The sequence below is a fragment of the bacterium genome (genome assembly GCA_026708055.1).
Classification (GTDB): domain Bacteria; phylum Actinomycetota; class Acidimicrobiia; order Acidimicrobiales; family CATQHL01; genus VXNF01.
The window spans coordinates 50,829-69,082 of record JAPOVS010000039.1; the positions used below are offsets into that span (position 1 = coordinate 50,829).

Here is an 18,254-nt window from a genome sequence, read left to right on the forward strand (position 1 = left end):
CGTGCCGATCGGGAATGCGCCCACGACCCACATCCTGAAGCACGGATCGGCGCACCTGCGCCGGCCGCCGCCGACCGGTCCTGAGCCGATGGGTCCTGAGCCCGCCCTGGTGTGCGCTCAGGCGACGGCCGCGGGCCTCTCCTCCACGGGACGTTGCAACCGCTCCTGCTGCCGGCGGCGTTGCAGGCGGCGGCGCCGGCGCTCGGAGGCCCCGCCCCAGACACCGTGGGCGATGTGATTGGCGAGCGCGTACTCAAGGCACTCGTTGATCACGGGGCAGTCCGCGCAGATCTTCTGGGCGCGCAGGACACCCACGCCGTCGGAGGGGAAAAAGACATCCGGGGACTTGCCGGAGCAGCTAGCTCGCCCCATCCAGCCCGTGCTCGGCATCCTTGACGGCACGGTTGTGGTGTCCATTGCGCTAAGTACGGGCCGAGGCGGCTAAAGGCCCCGTAAAGGATCCGCGGCCACCGCAGGAACGGCCGCTGACAATCGGAAACGGCGATTCGGCCGGCGCATGACACGGCGGTAGCCTTGAGGCAGGGATCGCCTCGATGCCGAGTTCGCCGGGGTGCCGGAAGGAGTGTTCATGACAAGCATCGGGCTCGACTACGAGCAGGAACTGCCGCCGCCCATCGGCCACGTCAAGGTCGTCTACATGGGTCCCGTCGCGCCGCACTGGGAGTTCCGGTCGGACTTCGGCGACAGGCAACTCATCGAGGACTTCCGTATGCGCGCGCAGGCGAGGCTGCTGCTGCTGCCCAGGGACGACCCTCAGTTCCGCCGCAACCGGGAGCGGATCAATCGGGACGGCGTGCGCCAGAACCTCCTGATCGAATGGGACCTCGGCTACGACGAGGACGAGTTCGATCCCTACAGCGAGCCCTGAGGGGGAGACAGGTGCTCATCGGCGCGCCCATCGAGATCTCATCGCCTGCCACGAGTGTGACGACCGGCGAAGACTCGGACGCGGCCGGCCGCTACCTGAACCGCGAGCTCTCCTGGCTGGACTTCGATGCCCGGGTGCTGCATCTGGCGCGTGATGAGAGCATCCCGCTGCTGGAGCGGCTCCGCTTCTGCGTCATCGCCGCCGGGAACCTGGACGAGTTCTTCCAGGTGCGGGTGGCGAGCCTCAAGGCGCGCATGGCCGAGGGCCGGCTGGAGCGTTCCGTGGACGGGTTCACGCCGCAGGCGCAGCTCGCCGGCATCCATGCCCGGGTGGAGAAGCTGCTTGCGGGCCTCGAGAGCGTTCTCCGCCACCAGATCCTCCCCACGCTGGCGACCGAGGGAATCCAGGTCGTGGACTGGAGCGATCTGGACCTGGATGACCGGAAGTTCCTGGAGGGCGAGTTCGCCGACCGGATCTACCCCATCCTGACGCCCCTGGCGGTGGATCCCGGCCATCCCTTCCCGTACCTCTCGAACCTGTCCACGAGCCTCGGCGTGCGGCTCGTGGATCCCGGCAGCGGCCGGCACTGCTTCGCCCGGATCAAGGTGCCGTTCACCTACGGGAGGCTGCTGAGCCTCCCCGACGGCGAGCGCTTCATCCCCATCGAGCAGGTCATCTCGGCGCATCTCGAGGCGCTCTTCCCGGGCATGGAGGTCTTGGAGCACGCCTGCTTCCGGGTGACGCGCAACGCCGACCTGTCCGTCGACGATCAGGAGGCCGAGGACCTGCTGACGGCGGTGGAGGCCGAGCTGCAGAGGCGCCGGTTCCGCGCCGTGGTCCGTCTGGAGATGTCGGCGTCGGCCTCGGTGGCGATGCGCAACCTGCTGATGGACGAGTTGGACGTTCTGCCCGACGACGTCTACTCCACGGATCTCCTGCTGGACGTCGAGGGTCTGGCCCAGTTCTGCCGCCTCAAGCGTCCCGACCTGCTGTGGCCGCAGCGCCACCAGTTCGTGCCAGCCCCGCTGCGGCCCACCGGCGAGGGCACGCCGGACTTCTTCGCCGCCATCCGCAACGCCGACGTGCTGGCACACCACCCCTACGACTCGTTCGGCGCCTCGGTGCAGGAGTTCATCCACCAGGCGGCGGAGGATCCCGACGTGCTGGCCATCAAGATGACCCTCTACCGCACCGACGGCGACGGCGACATCGTGGAGGCGCTCATCTCGGCCGCCGAGAGGGGCAAGCAGGTGGCGGTGGTCGTGGAGCTGAAGGCCCGCTTCGACGAGCAGGCCAACATCGGCTGGGCGCGGCAGCTGGAGAACGCCGGGGTGCATGTGGCCTACGGGCTGGTGGGGCTGAAGGTGCACGCCAAGATCTGCCTGGTGGTGCGCGCCGAGCCCGACGGGATCCGGCGCTACTGCCACGTCGGCACCGGCAACTACAACGCCCTCACGGCCCGGACTTACGAGGACCTGGGGCTGCTGACCGCGGACGAGGACATCGGCGCCGACCTCTCGCACCTGTTCAACCGGCTCACCGGTTACGGCCACGGGTTCACCTACAGCGAGCTCGTGGTGGCCCCCGAAGCGGTCCGGCCGCACATGGCCGAACTCATCGCCGCCGAGGCCGCGCACGGGGACCGGGGCCGCATCGTGCTCAAGATGAACAGCCTCGTGGACGCCGAGATGATCGACGCCCTGTACGCCGCCTCGTCAGCCGGGGTCCGCATCGACCTGCTGGTGCGAGGGATCTGCTGCCTGCGCCCGGGTGTGCCGGGCCTGTCGGAGACCGTCAGCGTGCGGTCGGTGGTCGGCCGCTACCTGGAGCACTCGCGCATCTACTGCTTCGGCAACGCCAACGGCGTGGGACGGCCGGTGTACCTCATCGGCTCGGCCGATCTGATGCCCCGCAACCTGAACAGCCGCGTCGAGGCCCTCGTGCCCGTGCACGACCCGCGGCTGCAGGCCCGGCTGCAGCAGATCCTGGATACGAGCCTCGCAGCGCGGGCACGGGCCTGGACCCTGCGCTCCGACGGCGCCTGGGCCCCGCCGCGCCCGGGCACCGTCTCGCCTCACGACACCCTGCACGACATCCCCGGCGTTCCCGCAGCCTGAGTCCCGGCGCAGCCCGCGCCGCGCTGTCATTCCGAGTTCACCTTCTGTTCAGCTTCACAACGGTCAGCCGTTCCCTCGCCTCGCTACGTTGCGCAGGTCTCTCGGCGGCCCAAGGAGCAGGACGTGGCAACGACAGGCAAGCGTGGGATGTGCCTCGCTGCGATCCTCTGCGTCCTGACCGTGCTCGCAGCCGCGTGTGGCGGCGGTTCTGGGGCAGGGAGCGCATTCGGTCTGGCCGAGCGGCCGGACTCCTCGCCGGACTCCCCGGATCCCGGCGAGTCCACCGATCCCGGCGAATCCACCGATACCGGTGCACCCTCTGCCGGCGAGGGCGGTGCGCAGGTCCTGACCGACGTCTCCGGCCGGGTGACTGTCTCGGGGTCGTCGACGGTCGAGCCGATCTCGGTGCGTGTTGCCGAGCTGTTCCGGGACGTGGCACCGAATGTGAGCGTGACGGTCGACGGTCCGGGCACCGGTGATGGGTTCAAGTTGTTCTGTGCCGGCGAGACCGACATCTCCGATGCCTCTCGCCGGATCAAGGACGCCGAGGCGGAGGCGTGCGCCGGGGCGGGCATCGAGTGGATCGAGCTGCGTGTGGGGATCGACGGGATCGCGGTACTGACCAATCCCGAGAACGACGCGGTGGACTGCCTGAGCTTCGAGGATCTCTACGCCATCGTCGGCCCCGAGTCGGTGGGCTTCACCAACTGGCGCGACGCAGGTGCTCTCGCCGCCGAACTGGGCTCGTCGACCTCGTTCCCCGATCTGGCTCTCGACATCACGGCGCCGGGTGCGGAGTCGGGCACCTACGACAGCTTCATCGAGATCGTGCTGGAGCACATCGGCGAGGCCCGCGCCGAAGCGGGTGCCGTCAGCGAGGACGAGGCGGCGACAACGCGCCCGGACTATGTGTCGGCAGGTGACGACAACGTGATCCTCCAGGGGATCGACGGTTCCAGGGGCAGTTTCGGATGGGTCGGCTTCGCCTTCACGGGCGACGCCGGCGTGAAGTTGCTCGAGATCGACGACGGAGACGGCTGCGTGGCCCCCACTCCGGGCACCATCGCCGCCGGCGAGTATCCGGTGTCCCGGTCCCTGTACATCTACGTCAACTCGGCCCGCGCCGCTGCAAGCGCTGCCGTGCGTGCCTACATGGACTTCTACGTCAGCGAAACGGGTCTCGGGCGGGCCGTCAGCGATGTCGGCTACGTCGTGCTCACCGACGACGCTCAGGCGACCACGGTGGCCGACTGGCACCGCCGGAGAATCGGCGGGTGACAGCGGATCGTGCTCTCGATGCGTCCGGGTAGCGTCCCGTCGTGACCGGCATCGCCCTGCGCCTCGGCGGTCGCCGCAGCGCCCCGACGGCGGTCGCGTCGCTGCGGGAGGCGCCGGTCTCGGCGGTCGTGGCTCTCTCGGGCCTGGTGCTCCTCGCGACGTCGGCGTTCCTGCCCTGGGCGGTGAACGTCGCCACCGGACAGACGGCGAACGCCTTCGAGCGGGATCTGCCGTGGCTCCTCGGGGGGACCGATCTGGCCCAACAGACGGCCGGTTCGTTCGGCAACGGCTGGATCCTCGTCGGGATCGTCGCTGTTGCTTCCGTAGCCGGATACCCGCTGTTCAGCGGTCGCCGCATGGTCGCATTGCCCCTGGCGGGCATCGGCGCCGCCAGCTCGCTCTACGTGTACTTCACCTCGTACCGATTCGAGAACCAGTTCGCCAAGATCGAGGGGCTGGTGGTCGACATCGGCAGCGGATGGTGGCTGGCGCTCGTCGGCTCGCTGCTGGTGGTGGCCGGCGGGATGCTCGCTCAGATCGGCGCCGGGAAGGCACGGGCGGTCGCGCTGACCTCCGGTCCCGTGACTCTCGACGCCCTCTCCGGCAACCGCGATCGGCGCGACCGGGAGGCGGCGGTGCGGAAGGTCATGCTCGCCGCCGCGCTCGCATCCATCCTCGTGTCGGGGTTGATCATTCTGGCGCTCGTCCGGGATGCCCTGACCTTCATGATCAACATCGAGTGGGCATCGGTCTGGACCACCGGGTGGTTCCCGCGCCGGGGCTTCTACGACATCAAGACCCTGGTCGTCTCGACGGGCCTCGTGGTCGGCGTCTCCACGCTCATCGCCACCCCCGTCGGGCTCGGCGCGGCGGTCTATCTCGCGGAGTACGCCAAGCCGCGGACGAGACGCTGGATGAAGCCCACGCTGGAGGTCCTCGCCGGGATCCCCAGCGTCGTGTTCGGCTTCTTCGCCCTGCAATGGATCTCGCCCAACATCATCCAACACATCGACGTCTGGTTCGGCCAGGACGCCCGCCTGGGCAATCTGGCGGCGGCCGGTGTCGGCGTGGGGATCCTGAGCGTCCCGCTGATGGCCTCCATCTCCGAGGACGCCATGAAGGCCGTGCCGAACTCGCTGCGCGAGGCCTCGGCGGGCTTGGGCTCGCGCAAGGTCTCCACCACGTTGCGGATCGTGCTGCCCGCCGCCGTCTCGGGCCTCGTGGCCGCGTTCATCGTGACGACGTCCCGCGCGGTCGGCGAGACCATGGTCGTCTTCATCGCCGGCGGCGGCGGGGACACGGCCGTCTACACCCACAACGTGTTCGACGGCAGCCTCACGATGACCGCTGCCATGGCCTCGCTCGCCTCGGGCACCGACAGCGTCGTGGGTGAGGGCCTGACATTCGAGTCGCTGTACTTCGTGGGCCTGCTGCTCTTCGTGCTCACCCTCGGTATGAACCTCGTCGCCGACCGCATCGTGCGGCGGTTCCAGAACAAGTACTGAAGGGGTGGCCGTGCGACTCGGACGCGTCTTCGACGACAAGACCCGCAGGGTGGTGACATCGGAGGTCTACCGGCGCTCGCGTGACGTCCGCGGCGGCGTGTTCCGGGTCCTGCTGCAGATCGCGCTGCTCGTGGCGCTGCTGGTCCTGGCGATCCTGCTCGTCGACACGGTCACCGACGGCTGGTCGATCCTCGACGGGCGGCTCGGGGACTTCCTCGCGGGGGGGCTGCGCTCGCAGTCGGGGGATCCGGAACTGGGCGTGTTCCAGGGCATCCGGGGCTCGCTCTGGATCGCGGTCTTCGTGATCGTCCTGGCGTTCCCGCTGGGGATCGGCGCCGCTGTCTACCTCGAGGAGTACGCCCCGAAGTCTCGGCTCACGAGCTTCATCGACCTGAACATCCGCAATCTGGCGGGCGTGCCGTCCGTCGTCTACGGCCTGCTGGGACTCGCCATCTTCGTGCGGGGCCTCAAGGACCTCACCGGGGGACAGTCGGTCACCGCGGCCGGGATCACCCTCGCCGTGCTCGTGTTGCCGATCGTCATCATCACCTCCGCCGAAGCGATCCGCGCCGTGCCGCAGTCCCTCCGTGAGGCGGGTTACGGGGCCGGCGCCACCCGCTGGGAGGTCATCCGCACGCAGGTCCTGCCGTACGCGGCGCCCGGGATCCTCACCGGCACCCTGCTGTCACTCTCGCGGGCCATCGGCGAGGCCGCGCCGCTGATCCTCGTGGGCGCCGTCACCGGTTTCCTCGGCGGGCAGTCGGGGCTGGTGGACGTCTCGCAACTGCAGGAACGGTTCACGGCCCTGCCGATCATCATCACCGAATGGGTGCAGGAATCCGGCCGGGACCGCGGGTTCGCTCCTGCCGCGGCGGCCGCGATCGTGGTAATGCTGGTAGTGGTGCTGCTCCTGAACTCGGCCGCGATCCTCCTGCGGAACCACTTCGAGAAGAAGAGATGAGTGCGAGAATCTCGAGAATCAAAAGTCCGAGGACCGAGGGTGTGAACCAATGGCCACAATGACAGACGCAGCGGAGGTTGCGATGAACGGCGACGGTGCAGTGCCCCGGGCCTCCGAGGCCCCGCCGGGGGTCGCCGCGGCAGCGGCGGGAGAGGCGTTCCCGCCCGACGTCGTCTTCCGCGTCGAGGACCTGAACTGCTACTACGGTCCCAACCGGGCCGTACGCGACGTGACAATGGACATCAGCGAGCGCGAGATCACCGCCATCATCGGCCCCTCGGGATGCGGCAAGACGACGGTGCTGCGCTGCTTCAACCGCATGAACGACCTCATCGAGGGGGCACGGGCCACCGGGACGCTGCTGTTCCGGGGGGTCGACCTCTACGACCAGCGGGTAGACCCCGTCGAGGTGCGCCGCCGCGTCGGCATGGTGTTCCAGAAGCCGAACCCTTTCCCGAAGTCCGTCTTCGACAACGTGGCGTACGGGCCGCGCATCGCCGGCTCGGTCCCCAAGAGCGAGTTCCCCGAGGTCGTGGAGGCCTCGCTGCGCCGGGCGGCCCTGTTCGACGAGGTGAAGGACCGCCTCAAGGACTCCGCCATGGGCCTCTCCGGCGGCCAGCAGCAGCGCCTCTGCATCGCCCGGGCGATCGCCACGAGCCCCGACGTGCTGCTCATGGACGAGCCCTGCTCGGCTCTGGACCCGATCTCCACGGCGCACATCGAGGAGCTCATGCACAACCTCAAGGAGGAGTACACGATCATCATCGTGACCCACAACATGCAGCAGGCGGCCCGCATCTCGGACCGCACCGCGTTCTTCACCGCCGACGTGGACGCCGAATCGAACTCCCGCTACGGGCTGCTCGTGGAGTTCGACAATACCGAGAAGATCTTCTCCAACCCGTCCGACGAGCGCACGGAGAACTACGTGACCGGCCGCTTCGGCTGAAGCGGTCCGCTCGAGGTCCGACTGCTCGACGACCGAACGGTCGGCCAGCACGCCAGGAGGTGCCGCAATGGTCGAGAGTCTCCGCAAACCCTTCGTGGACGAGCTCGAGGAGGTCCGGGTCGAGTTGATCCGCATGGCCGGTCTCGTCATCGAGTCGATCCCGCGCTGCACCGAGGCCCTGCTCTCGAGCGACCTGGCGGCGGCACAGGAGATCATCGACGCGGACAACATCCTCGACGCTGCCTCCCTGGCGCTCGAGCACCACTGCCAGCAGCTCCTGGCGCTGCAGCAGCCCATGGCCGGTGATCTGCGCACGATCCTGGCCGCCATGACGATCAATCACGAGTTGGAACGCTCGGGTGACCTGGTGGAGAACATCGCCAAGGCCATGCGGCGGGTGTACGGCATCGACTTCGGTCCGCGCCTGCGCGGTCTCATCACCCAGATGAGCGAGGAGGCCACGCGGCTGATGCGGTTCGCCGTGGATGCCTTCGCCGACGGCAACTCGGGCCTCGCCGCCGCCCTCGACGACATCGACGACCGCCTGGACCGGCTGAACCATCAGTGCCTCGCCCTGATCGTGGGCGAGGAGGGCCGGGAGATGGGCGATCTGATGTCGGGGGTGCAACTCGCCCTGATCGCCCGCTACTACGAGCGGATCGGTGACCACGCCGTCAATATCGGCGAGCGGGTCCGCTACATGGTGGACGGTTGGAGGCCCGGCCAGTCGGAGGAGGTGCCGGCCGATCAGGCGCCGGACCTCGGCGCCGAGCCTCCGGTCGAGTAGACGATGCGGGTCCTGGTCACCAACGACGACGGCATAGGCGCTCCGGGCCTGGCGGCGCTGGCGCGGCGCGCCGTCGCAGCCGGCCATGACACCTTCGTGCTGGCGCCGCGGCAGGAGATGAGCGGTTCCGGCGCCTCCATGGGTTCGCTGGCGCTGCACCATCCCATCGAGGTTCGTCCGTGGACGATCCCGACGCTGAACGGCGTGCCCGCCCACGCCGCGGCGGCGACACCGGCGGCGTGCGCCATCCTGGGCTGCCTCGGCGCGGTCGGGCCGCCCCCGGATCTGGTGCTGTCCGGCATCAACCACGGGTTCAATGTCGGGCGCTCCGCGCTGCATTCGGGAACGGTGGGCGCCGCCATCACCGCCGCTGCCTGGGGGGCGAAAGGGCTCGCCGTCAGCACCGCATGGGCTGACGGCGAGGTGCATTGGGAGACCGCGGCAGCCGTCGCGCTCGACCTGTCCGGTTGGTTAATGGATGCCGATGACCTGCGGACACTGAATGTGAACGTTCCCAATACCCCCCACGACGAGCTGCGCGGTGTGCGCTGGGCGACGTTGGCACCCGTCGGCGCCATCCGGAGTGCGATTGTCGGCATTGAGGAGACGGCCGACGGCGAGGGGTTCCGGGTGCTCACCGACCACAGGTCCACCGACCCGGCGGCTGCACCGAGGGATTCGGATCGGGCGCTCGTGGCCGGCGGCTGGGTCACGTTGACGGGCCTGGGAGGGCTGGCCGAGCAGATCCCCAGCGGCGAGTGGGCCGGCAAACTGGCGCTCGTCGGGCCCCTCGGGCAGGGGGTGGGTGACGGCGACCGGAGCGACGCGGCGCCCGCCGCGGAGTCGCAGCGATGACTGCGGCGGTCGCGGTCCTCGGGGCGAGCGCGATCTGGGTGCCCGGCCCGGAGAGGACCGAGCCGCGATGACTGCGGCGGTCGCGGTCCTCGGGCCGGCGCTGGCCGTCGCGGTGGTCGTACTCGGGGCCATGGCGGTTCGTTTCCGCCGCGCGCGGCACTCGATGGAACAGCTCCTGGACGCTCGAGGCGGCAACGGCCGGACCACCGAGGGGCCCGAGGGCAGCCTGGGGGGCCTCGTGGAGTCCACCGAGGCCGACCCGCTCCGCACCACCGGCACCGCCGACGTCTGCGCTGCGATCGAAGCCGTGGGCGACCGGCTGCGTTCCCTGGAACGGTCCGGGGACGTTCGGGCCGAGTGGATGCAACGCCTCGGTGAGGTCGTGTCCCGGATGACCGAGGGCGTGGTGATCTCCGATGCCGATGGCCGGATCGTCTTCCGCGACGACACCGTGCATCCGGCGGTCTCGACCCGGCACGGCCATGCGCTGATCGAGGCCGCTCTGAGCCGCGTCCTCGGTCAGGCCTGCGAGGGGATGACGGTCACCGAGGAGGTCCGCCTCTACGGTCCGCCCGAGCGCATCCTCCGGCTCAGCGCGTCGCCGATGGCCGAGGGGGGACTGGCGCTCATCGAGGACGTCACTGAGCGGGAGCGGCTCGAGACCATGCGCCGTGACTTCGTCTCGAACATCAGCCATGAGCTGCGCACCCCCGTCGGCGCGATCAGCCTCCTGGCCGAGACGCTCGGGGATCTGTTGGCCGACAGCGCCGGGTCGGCCGGCGAGGTGACGCTGGGTGTCGAGGACCGGGCAACCGTCGTGGGGCTCGCCTCGCGGATGGTGTCCGAGGCGGACAGGATGACGCGCGCCATCGACGATCTCGCCGAACTCAGCCGCGTCGAGCGCGACGCCGACGGTGAGCGCAGCGTCATGGCCTTGCAGGACATCGTGAGTGCCGTCGTCGAGCGACTCGCCAACGCGGCCGAGCAATGCGGCATCGCCGTCGGCGTCGCCGCGCCTGCCGAGCCGGTTCTGGTCCGGGCAGACAGGCGCCAGATCGCCTCGGCTGTCCACAATCTGCTCGACAACTCGCTCAAGTACTCCGACGCGGGGACATCGGTGAATGTGCGGATCCGCCGCCTGGACGACGCCGCCGAACTATCCGTTCAGGACATGGGTGTCGGGATCCCCCAGGGAGACCTGCCCCGGGTCTTCGAACGCTTCTACCGGGTCGACCGCTCGCGGACGTCGGCCTCCGGCGGGATCGGCCTCGGATTGGCCATCGTCCGGCACGTCGCGATCAACCATCGCGGCGTCGTGACGGTGCAGTCCATGGAGGGCGAGGGCAGTACGTTCACCTTGCGATTGCCGCGTGTCCCCGAGGACGGGGACGCCGTGCGACAGACCCCTTCCCTTGCGGAGTCGCCGCTCGCTGAGCCGGATGGCGCGCCCGCAACCAGGTCCCGGGTGGGCGGGAGCGAGCCGTGAACGGTTCCCCTCGAGTGTTGGTGGTCGAGGACGAGCCGTCCTTCGTCGAGGCGCTCAGCGCGGGTCTGCGCCGCGAGGGATTCGCTCTGGACATCGCACGTGACGGTCGCGAGGCGCTGGACCGTTTCAGGGCGTGCGAGCCCGACCTCGTTCTTCTCGACGTCATGCTTCCCCGGCTGTCGGGGTTGGACGTCTGCCGTGAGATTCGCAGCATCTCCAACGTCCCGATCGTGATGGTCTCGGCGAAGGGCGACGAGATCGACACGGTCGTGGGCCTGGAGGTGGGTGCCGACGACTACGTCCCGAAGCCCTACAGGTTCCGCGAGCTGGTTGCCCGGATGCGTGCGGCGCTGCGGCGCGCGCAGCTTCAAGCCGCGCAGTCAGGGCTCGCCGAGGCGGATCCCGGACGGCCCCTCGAGATCGGCGACGTGTCGATCGATTCGGAGGGCCACGAGGTCTGGGTCCGGGGCGAGATGGTTCGCCTGCCATTGAAGGAGTTCGATCTGTTGCGCACGCTGATGGCCAACGCGGGACGCGTCGTGAGCCGTGACGATCTCATCGACGAGGTCTGGGGTGCGGACTACGTGGGCGACACCAAGACGCTGGACGCGCACATCCGCCGGCTGCGGCGCAAGATCGAGGTGGAGCCCTCCAACCCGCAGCACATCGTCACCGTGCGGGGAGTGGGCTACAAGTACTCTGAACCCGTCGCTTCCCCAGCCGGGAAGGGAGAATCCTAGAAGGAGGGCCATGTCCGGCGCCGGCGGCTGGAGTCCGGTTCGAGAGCCGCGCTACCCGCGCTCACCGGACGGCGCCGGGTCGCGCCGGGTCACCAACTTCATGCGCCTGGCCCGCGTCCACGCGCTGTCCGCGGCGGGGGACGCCATGATCGCGGTGGCGCTCGCCGACTCGCTCTTCTTCTCCGTGGATCCCGGCGCCGCCCGGTCCCGGGTGCTCATGTATCTCTTCCTGACGCTGACGCCGTTCGCGGTCGTGGCGCCCCTCATCGGGCCGGCGGTCGACCGGGCGCCCGGCGGACGGCGCCTGCTCATCGTGCTGCTCAACGCCGGTCGCACCATGACGGTCTTCTTCATGATCGGCAATCTCGACTCGGGGCTGCTGTTCCCGCTGGCCTTCGCCGCCCTGGTTCTCGGCAAGGGCTACGCGGTGGCGAAGGCGTCGGTCGTCCCCGCCACGGCGCGCAGCGAGACCGAATTGGTGAACCGCAACTCCCGGCTGGCGGTCCTCAGCGGTGTGGCGGGCCTGGTCGGCGGCGTCCCGGCCTGGCTGATCCAGCGCTACGCCGGATCGGACTGGGTCATGGGGGTGGCCACCGCGGTCTTCCTGGGGTCGTGCGTGCTGTCTCTGAAGTTGCCGCGTGCCGCCGTCGAGCCCGGCGCCTCCCGAGCCTCCGGCGACGCCGGCAGCGAGATCCGGGGGTTCGGCATCCGCCTGGCCGCCTCCGGCACGGCCGTGCTGCGCGGTGTGCTGGGGTTCATGACGTTCCTGGTGGCCTTCGGGCTCCGTGACGACGCCCTCTGGCAGGTCTACCTCGTCGGGGCCTTCGCCATGATCGGGGTGCTGAGCGGCTCGGCGGTGGCCGCCCGGCTGCGCTCGGGGGCGCGCGAGGAATCGATCCTGCAGATCATGCTTCTGGTGCCCGCGCTGGTGTGCCTGCTGGCGGTCTGGGACGGGGGTCTGAAGGGAGCGATCGTCGTGGCGCTCGTGGTCGGCCTGGCCGCCTCGGCCGGCAAGGTGGCCTTCGACTCCGTCGTGCAGCGCGACGCGCCGAACGCCGACTACGGCCGGAGCTTCGGACGGTTCGAGACCCGGTTCCAGCTTTCCTGGGTGGTCGGCTCGGCTCTGGCGGTGATCCCCATGTCACTCCGGCTCGGCTTCATCCTGATCACCCTGGCGCTGGCGGCTGCGGTCGTGCTGCACCTCGTGGGGGCCAAGAATGTCCGGCGGGGGCAGCCGCCACCCAGCCTGCCGCGCCACTTGCCGCGCCACTTGCCGCGCCACATGCCACGTCACTTGCCGGGGCGCCGGCCTCGCAAGGCGGCCCGAAGGCCTCGGCGGGAAGGCGGATCTCCTCAGCCGCCGGGATCGGGCCGACCACCGCCCGGACCCGAATCCCCGGGGCCCTCGTAGACCTCCAGACGAGCCAGCCACAGTCCCGGGGCGTCGATCTCGTTCGGCGTCGGCCAGTTCTCGGCGGACTGCCAGAGTCGGCCGACGCCCTCGGTGCCGGCTCGCTCGGTGACGCCCTCCACGAACCGCGCGCCACGCCCTGAGGCCTCCGGGCCCACGTCGACGCCCAGGAGTCGGGCCACCTGGCGGGCCTCGGCGGGCGGCGTGAAACGGCGTCGCCTGAAGGCCTCCCGCACGGGACTCCGGGCGCCCAGCAGTTGCTCGCAGGCCCGCTCGGTGGTGGCGTCCACGTAGCCAACCAGGACCGAGAGGAGATCCTCCAGGTGTCCCGCGACCGTCTCCTGGTTCTCCGAGCGTGTTGCCCCCAGCAACATCTCGGGGCTGGAGAGCAGGGCGGGCATCTCGGCCATGGCCCGCTCGGGGTCCAGGTCGCCGAGCCGCTCCTGCAACGACTCGACGATCCCGCCGGGGTCGATCTCGAAGCCCTGCGCGTGACGCTCGAGGAGGTCGGTCAGCCGCTGGTGCACCGACGGGACGCTGAGCACCGCGTTGGCGATGAGGGAGTGCACGCAGACCCAGAGGCACGTGTCGTCCCGCGGCAGGCTCCAGGCCTCGGCGAACGCGCTGATGTTCGGCTCGACCAGCAGTAGCCGGTCGCTGCGCACGCGGGGAAGGATCACGTCGTAGGAACCGAGGGCGACGCGCGCCAGCCGGCCGGTCAGCGACCCCGCTGTCATGTCCGCCAGCAGCGGCGCCAACGGCTCCATGAGCCGCCGCAGCATCGCTTCGGGGCGATCGCTGGGGGAGTCGGGATCCGCTGCGGCGCCATGTGCCGCGTTCAGCCCTTCCTGCAACTGCTGGAAGTGCGGTCGCCAATCACGCAGCGTGTGATGCGCCCAGCCGCTGCGATTCACCACGGCGATCTCGACCGGTCGATGATCGACGGTAATCGGCAGCCCGGTGGCCGCCTCGGCCGCCAGCTGGGCAATGCCGGCCAGGTCGCTGAAGGCGGCGCGGTCCGCGGGAGAGGCATTCGGCTCGCGCCCGCCGTCGGAGGCAACCGCCACCGCCAGTTGGTCGGCGGCCTGGCGGCTGACGGCGGGGGACCGGAGCAGCCTGGTCAGGTCCCCCAGGAGTGGCCAGGCTCCGAGGGGGTCTCCCTCCCCGCCCCAGTCGGCGGGGTCCTCGTCGAAAGGATCGTCGGCCGGGGACATGCCTGCATCGTAGATGGGGGAGGTGGCCGTTACCTTGGGGTTCCGAGATGAACCGCCCTCCCGACAGCTTCGATACCCGCACCGGCGCGGCGGACCCCGGCCGCCCGCTCGTCGTGGCGATCACCGGGGTCGCCGGATCCATCGGTTCGCGGCTGGCGGCACGGCTGGCGTCCCGCACCGGCGAGGTTCAGGTTGTCGGTGTGGACTCGCAACCGCTGCAGTCGCAACTCGGTGCCGAACTCCGCCGGGGGGATCTCCGAACCGGCGACGTGGTGGCGATGTTGCAGGGTGTCGACGTCGTCGCCCACCTCGTGTCGGCGTTCGATCCGCGTCGCGACGGGCTGGAGTCGGCGAGTCTGGACATCGAGATGGTGCGGCGCCTGCTGGCCGCGGTGCCCCGGGCACAGGTCTCCGGCGTCGTCCTGATGTCCAGCGCGATGGTCTACGGCGCCTGGCCCGACAACCCGGTTCCGTTGTCCGAGGAGGCGCTGCTGCGGCCGAACCCGGGCTTCTCGTTCGCGGCGCACAAGGCGGAGGTGGAACGGCTCGCCGCCGAGTGGCACGCCGACAATCCCGACGTGCGCCTCGTCGTGCTCCGGCCGGTGACCGCCGTGGCCGCCGGCGAGAGCAGTTGGGCGGCCCGTACCCTGCGCGCGGCGGTGACTGTGGCGGCCGGCGACGACGACCCGCCGGTGCAGTTCCTGCATCTCGACGACTTGGCGGCGGCGGTGGAGTTGGCGGTGCTCGGCGATCTCGCGGGCGCCTACAACGTGGCCCCGGACGGCTACGTCTCGGCGACCCGCATGAGGCGGCTGAGCGGCATGGTGCCCTGGCTGCGGGTGCCGCCGCAGGTGGCGTCCTGGCTGGCGCGCTTCCGCTGGCGCTGGCGCCTGGCGCCGACACCGCCCGGGGTGGTCCCTTACACCCGGTTCCCCTGGGTCGTGTCGAACGAGCGCCTGCGGGCGGCCGGTTGGACGCCCCGGCACAGCAACGAAGAGTGTTACGTCGACTCGCACCATGCCAAGCCCTGGGCGATCACGACATCCTCGGTGATGCAGCGGAGATCACTGGCTGTGCTCGTCGCCCTCGTGGCGGTCGGTCTGGGGATCGCGATAGGGGCGATGACCCGGGCGCGCCGTGCCGCCCGGCCGCCTGTGCCCTGAATGTCCCGCCGGATGAATCGATACAGGCCCGGCGGGAATTATCCTTGATACGTGCAGTCACCACAGGCTGAGCATTCACCACAGGGAGACACGTGGATCGGTCTTTGCGCGGAGCAATTGCCCCTCGAGGCGGCGGTGGCGTGGGCCAACCGTCCGCACTGCGGCGCCGTGGTGATGTTCTCCGGGAACGCCAGGGACAACTCTCCTGATCGTCGGAAGGTCTACGAGTTGACCTACGAGGCCTACGAGGCCGAGGCTGAGGGCCGCTTGGCGGCGGTGGCGCACCAGGCGCGTGAACAGTGGCCCGACGTCGGCCGGCTGGCGCTGCTGCACCGCACCGGCACGCTGAGGGTCGGAGATGCGGCGGTTGTCGTCGTGGCCTCGGCGCCGCACAGGCACGAGGCGTTCAGCGCGGCCAGGTTCTGCATCGACGCGTTGAAAGCCACCGTCCCGATCTGGAAGCTGGAGCGCTGGGCAGGGGGCGAGAGCTGGGGGAGAGAGGCCCAGCACCTGTCGGAGATCGAGGAGTACGTGCAGCGGGTTGAGAACCCGCTCTAGGGAGGCTCGGAGAGACAACGCGTGGCTGGTGTGATCTTCCTGTTCGTGGCGGTCGGTGTGTGCGTCGTCGGATTCCTCGTGATCTGGCTGCGGCACCGGGACCGCACGACGTTCACCTCGAGCGTCGACCGCTTCGACGCCGAGATGTCGGCGCTCCGGCCACCCTCGGGGAGCAGCGGCCGCGGCCGCCGGCGCCGCTAGTCCGTCATGGCCCGCAGCCTCGCGATCGATCTGGGGACGGCGAACACGCTGGTTTACTCCATGGGGAACGACATCGTCTACCGCCAGCCGACGGTCATCGCCGTCCATCGCCAGACCGGCGAGGTCCTCGCCATGGGTGAGGAGGCGTGGCGCATGATCGGCCGGACCCCGAGTTACATCGTGGCTCATCGCCCGCTGCGCAACGGGGCCATCACCGACTTCGACATGACCGAGCAGATGATGCGGGCGATCTTCCACCAGATCGGAGTGAACCGGTTCAACCGGCCGCGTGTGGTGATCTGCGTGCCGTCGGCGCTCACGCTCGTGGAGATGCGCGCCGTCAAGCTGGCGGCCCGCCGCGCCGGCGCCGGCAACGTGCTGCTGATGGAGCAGCCCATCGCCGCGGCTCTCGGCGCCAACCTGCCGATCGACAAGTCCGTCGGCAACCTGATCGTGGACATCGGCGGCGGGACGACCGAGTCCGGGCTCATCTCGCTCGGCGGGGTGGTCGCCCTCGAGGCGGAGCGTGTCGGCTCGTTCGCGGTGGACGACGCCGTGCAGAAGTACCTTCGGGAGGCCTACGACATTGCTGTCGGCGAGCAGACAGCGGAGAAGATCAAGATCACGATCGGCTCCGCGCTCGACGTCGGCCAGGATCGCGAGATGCAGGTGCACGGTCGCCGTGTGTCCGTGAGTGCGCCCGAGGTGCTCACGCTGAACTCCGGCGAGATCCGCGAGGCGATCGCCGGTCCGCTGCGGGCGATCCTCAACTCGATCCTGAACTGCGTGTCCAACACGCCGCCGGAGTTGGCCAACGACATCGCCCGCCGGGGCCTGTTCCTCACCGGTGGTGGGGGACTGCTCAGTGGTATCGACCAGCGGATCGCCAATGAGGCCGGCGTGCCGGTGCGGCGGGTGGACTATCCCCTGGAGTGCGTGGTGCGCGGCGCGGGCCGCTCCCTTGCGGCGCTCGACCTCATGCGGGGGATGTTCGTGGACTTCTCCGACGGGGACTGAACCGGCGGAGGCCCTCTGCCGAGCCGACGAAGATCGGCTGGCGAAGGTCTTCCGCCGCTTGGCGGACCTGCCAGTCACGATCCCCGGCGGCCCGCTCCAGCGCCTCCTCCACCTCGGGGCCGGAGAAGGCGGCCAGCGCCAGGACGGCGCGGCGGCGCACCGTGGCCCGGTCCCCGGTTGCGGCGAGCACCGCGGCGAGCCCCGCCCCGTCGCCGATCGCCCCGAGCGCGGCGACCGCCGTCTCCCTGCACAGCGCGTCGGGGTGGCTCGTGGCGATCTCACCCAGCTGCGACACCACGCCGGAGTCGGCTGCGGGGTGCTCGCCGCATGCCCAGGCCGCCGCCTCGACCACTCGCGCGTCGCTGTCGCCGAGCACGCCGCTGAGATCGATGTCGCCGCGGCCGGCGGCCAATTCCGCGGCGCCGGCGCGAACCTCCGGCGAAGGGTCCCCGAGCGCACCGAGGAGATCGGCAGCCGCCAGGTTGCCGCCACGGGCCAGCGCGGCCAGCGCGGCGCAGCGCACCCTCGGGCTCGAGTCGGCGAGCCCCGGCCGCGCCGTGCTCTCGTCGTTGCCGAACCCGCTGAGCGCAACGGCTCGGCGGCGCCGGAGCGATTCGCCGTCGGGCGGTCGCCTCTCGGCGGTCATCGGCAAGGCGGCGCGGCGCCGGCGCACGAAGCGCCGTGGGCCCGGCTCATCCGATGACCGCCTCCAGCGCGACCCCGCCGACGAAGACGAGGAAACCCACCAGTGCGGCCAGCAGGACGCCGAGGACGCCGATGAGGACCAGCAGCGCCGCGGCGGCTCCGAGCCTGTGCCACCAGCGGAATCCGGCGCCGGGTCCGTAACGGGCGCGTTGGCGGCGGAACGGGTCTCGCCGGAGCGAGGTCGCGCTGCCCGGGCGGCGGCGGTTGCCGTCCGGTCCGGAGGCGGCGGGCGCGGCAGAGTCCGGGCGCTGGCTCGCAGGCGCGCCCTCTAGCGTGGAGGACGAGCCCACAGGTCCGGTGGTGGCGAGGTGTGCGGTGGCCGAGGCGAACACAGTCGAGTTCACGCTAGCGACCCTGCTGCGCGGATTCCGGCATCGGGTGGCGAATCTGTGCGACCGCTGACGGCAGTCGCGGCCAA

At 70.2% G+C, this 18,254-nt stretch carries 19 protein-coding genes; 15 read left to right on the forward strand and 4 right to left on the reverse strand.

Going from position 1 to position 18,254, the window contains the following annotated elements; genetic code table 11:
* Positions 1-117: 117 nt before the first annotated feature.
* The gene (locus OXG55_07875; protein MCY4103159.1) at positions 118-417 is read right to left on the reverse strand and encodes a WhiB family transcriptional regulator; all 300 of its coding nucleotides are present in this window, start codon (positions 415-417) and stop codon (positions 118-120) included.
* Positions 418-589: 172 nt separating this feature from the next.
* On the opposite strand from OXG55_07875, the gene OXG55_07880 reads away from it, so the two are divergent.
* The 11 genes from OXG55_07880 to OXG55_07930 all read left to right on the forward strand — a co-directional run bounded on the left by OXG55_07880 (position 590) and on the right by OXG55_07930 (position 12,978).
* Positions 590-889: a hypothetical protein gene (locus OXG55_07880; protein ID MCY4103160.1), complete on the forward strand. Its 300-nt coding sequence runs from the start codon at positions 590-592 to the stop codon at positions 887-889.
* 11 nt (positions 890-900) lie between these two features.
* Positions 901-3,006 (forward strand): polyphosphate kinase 1, encoded by a 2,106-nt coding sequence (gene ppk1 / locus OXG55_07885; GenBank protein ID MCY4103161.1) that lies wholly within the window; start codon positions 901-903, stop codon positions 3,004-3,006.
* A 123-nt stretch (positions 3,007-3,129) separates the two neighbouring features.
* Positions 3,130-4,284, forward strand: a complete 1,155-nt coding sequence (locus OXG55_07890; protein ID MCY4103162.1) for a substrate-binding domain-containing protein — start codon at positions 3,130-3,132, stop codon at positions 4,282-4,284.
* Positions 4,285-4,325: 41 nt separating this feature from the next.
* The gene (gene pstC, locus OXG55_07895) at positions 4,326-5,789 is read left to right on the forward strand and encodes a phosphate ABC transporter permease subunit PstC (GenBank protein ID MCY4103163.1); all 1,464 of its coding nucleotides are present in this window, start codon (positions 4,326-4,328) and stop codon (positions 5,787-5,789) included.
* A gap of 4 nt (positions 5,790-5,793) precedes the next feature.
* Positions 5,794-6,750, forward strand: a complete 957-nt coding sequence (gene pstA / locus OXG55_07900) for a phosphate ABC transporter permease PstA (GenBank protein ID MCY4103164.1) — start codon at positions 5,794-5,796, stop codon at positions 6,748-6,750.
* A gap of 49 nt (positions 6,751-6,799) precedes the next feature.
* Positions 6,800-7,699, forward strand: a complete 900-nt coding sequence (gene pstB, locus OXG55_07905; GenBank protein MCY4103165.1) for a phosphate ABC transporter ATP-binding protein PstB — start codon at positions 6,800-6,802, stop codon at positions 7,697-7,699.
* 67 nt (positions 7,700-7,766) lie between these two features.
* Positions 7,767-8,486, forward strand: a complete 720-nt coding sequence (gene phoU / locus OXG55_07910) for a phosphate signaling complex protein PhoU (GenBank protein MCY4103166.1) — start codon at positions 7,767-7,769, stop codon at positions 8,484-8,486.
* 3 nt (positions 8,487-8,489) lie between these two features.
* On the forward strand, positions 8,490-9,341 hold the full coding sequence (surE, locus tag OXG55_07915; protein MCY4103167.1) for a 5'/3'-nucleotidase SurE: 852 nt from the start codon (positions 8,490-8,492) through the stop codon (positions 9,339-9,341).
* 67 nt (positions 9,342-9,408) lie between these two features.
* The gene (locus tag OXG55_07920; protein MCY4103168.1) at positions 9,409-10,827 is read left to right on the forward strand and encodes an ATP-binding protein; all 1,419 of its coding nucleotides are present in this window, start codon (positions 9,409-9,411) and stop codon (positions 10,825-10,827) included.
* Positions 10,824-11,567: a response regulator transcription factor gene (locus tag OXG55_07925; protein ID MCY4103169.1), complete on the forward strand. Its 744-nt coding sequence runs from the start codon at positions 10,824-10,826 to the stop codon at positions 11,565-11,567. The genes OXG55_07920 and OXG55_07925 overlap by 4 nt, the downstream gene beginning before the upstream one ends.
* 10 nt (positions 11,568-11,577) lie before the next feature.
* Positions 11,578-12,978 (forward strand): hypothetical protein, encoded by a 1,401-nt coding sequence (locus tag OXG55_07930; protein MCY4103170.1) that lies wholly within the window; start codon positions 11,578-11,580, stop codon positions 12,976-12,978.
* Here OXG55_07930 and OXG55_07935 read toward each other — a convergent pair.
* The gene (locus tag OXG55_07935; protein MCY4103171.1) at positions 12,921-14,192 is read right to left on the reverse strand and encodes a zinc-dependent metalloprotease; all 1,272 of its coding nucleotides are present in this window, start codon (positions 14,190-14,192) and stop codon (positions 12,921-12,923) included. The genes OXG55_07930 and OXG55_07935 overlap by 58 nt on opposite strands.
* 47 nt (positions 14,193-14,239) lie before the next feature.
* Between OXG55_07935 and OXG55_07940 the strand changes: the two genes are divergently transcribed.
* From OXG55_07940 to OXG55_07955, 4 genes are read left to right on the forward strand one after another with little or no spacing between them, the layout of a single operon-like run.
* Entirely contained in the window at positions 14,240-15,355 is a 1,116-nt protein-coding gene (locus OXG55_07940; protein MCY4103172.1) for an NAD-dependent epimerase/dehydratase family protein, read from the forward strand.
* Between the two features lie 51 nt (positions 15,356-15,406).
* The gene (locus OXG55_07945) at positions 15,407-15,913 is read left to right on the forward strand and encodes a molybdenum cofactor biosynthesis protein MoaE (protein ID MCY4103173.1); all 507 of its coding nucleotides are present in this window, start codon (positions 15,407-15,409) and stop codon (positions 15,911-15,913) included.
* A gap of 21 nt (positions 15,914-15,934) precedes the next feature.
* Positions 15,935-16,114 carry a hypothetical protein gene (locus OXG55_07950; GenBank protein MCY4103174.1) on the forward strand — a complete coding sequence of 60 codons (180 nt, stop codon included), beginning with the start codon at positions 15,935-15,937 and terminating at the stop codon, positions 16,112-16,114.
* A 6-nt stretch (positions 16,115-16,120) separates the two neighbouring features.
* The gene (locus tag OXG55_07955) at positions 16,121-17,131 is read left to right on the forward strand and encodes a rod shape-determining protein (GenBank protein ID MCY4103175.1); all 1,011 of its coding nucleotides are present in this window, start codon (positions 16,121-16,123) and stop codon (positions 17,129-17,131) included.
* On the opposite strand, the gene OXG55_07960 is transcribed toward OXG55_07955, so the two are convergent.
* Positions 17,091-17,777: a HEAT repeat domain-containing protein gene (locus OXG55_07960; protein ID MCY4103176.1), complete on the reverse strand. Its 687-nt coding sequence runs from the start codon at positions 17,775-17,777 to the stop codon at positions 17,091-17,093. The two genes, OXG55_07955 and OXG55_07960, sit on opposite strands and share 41 nt — an antisense overlap.
* A gap of 46 nt (positions 17,778-17,823) precedes the next feature.
* Positions 17,824-18,180 carry a hypothetical protein gene (locus OXG55_07965; GenBank protein ID MCY4103177.1) on the reverse strand — a complete coding sequence of 119 codons (357 nt, stop codon included), beginning with the start codon at positions 18,178-18,180 and terminating at the stop codon, positions 17,824-17,826.
* Positions 18,181-18,254: the final 74 nt, after the last annotated feature.

Excerpts from the sequence above, each read along its gene's own strand:
- OXG55_07930 (MCY4103170.1), top strand. The coding sequence starts at position 11,578 with ATGTCCGGCGCCGGCGGCTGGAGTCCGGTTCGAGAGCCGCGCTACCCG.
- surE (MCY4103167.1), top strand. The coding sequence starts at position 8,490 with ATGCGGGTCCTGGTCACCAACGACGACGGCATAGGCGCTCCGGGCCTG.
- OXG55_07875 (MCY4103159.1), bottom strand. The coding sequence starts at position 417 with ATGGACACCACAACCGTGCCGTCAAGGATGCCGAGCACGGGCTGGATG.
- OXG55_07940 (MCY4103172.1), top strand. The coding sequence starts at position 14,240 with ATGAACCGCCCTCCCGACAGCTTCGATACCCGCACCGGCGCGGCGGAC.
- OXG55_07955 (MCY4103175.1), top strand. The coding sequence starts at position 16,121 with ATGGCCCGCAGCCTCGCGATCGATCTGGGGACGGCGAACACGCTGGTT.
- OXG55_07960 (MCY4103176.1), bottom strand. The coding sequence starts at position 17,777 with ATGACCGCCGAGAGGCGACCGCCCGACGGCGAATCGCTCCGGCGCCGC.
- pstB (MCY4103165.1), top strand. The coding sequence starts at position 6,800 with ATGGCCACAATGACAGACGCAGCGGAGGTTGCGATGAACGGCGACGGT.
- OXG55_07935 (MCY4103171.1), bottom strand. The coding sequence starts at position 14,192 with ATGTCCCCGGCCGACGATCCTTTCGACGAGGACCCCGCCGACTGGGGC.
- OXG55_07920 (MCY4103168.1), top strand. The coding sequence starts at position 9,409 with ATGACTGCGGCGGTCGCGGTCCTCGGGCCGGCGCTGGCCGTCGCGGTG.
- OXG55_07880 (MCY4103160.1), top strand. The coding sequence starts at position 590 with ATGACAAGCATCGGGCTCGACTACGAGCAGGAACTGCCGCCGCCCATC.
- phoU (MCY4103166.1), top strand. The coding sequence starts at position 7,767 with ATGGTCGAGAGTCTCCGCAAACCCTTCGTGGACGAGCTCGAGGAGGTC.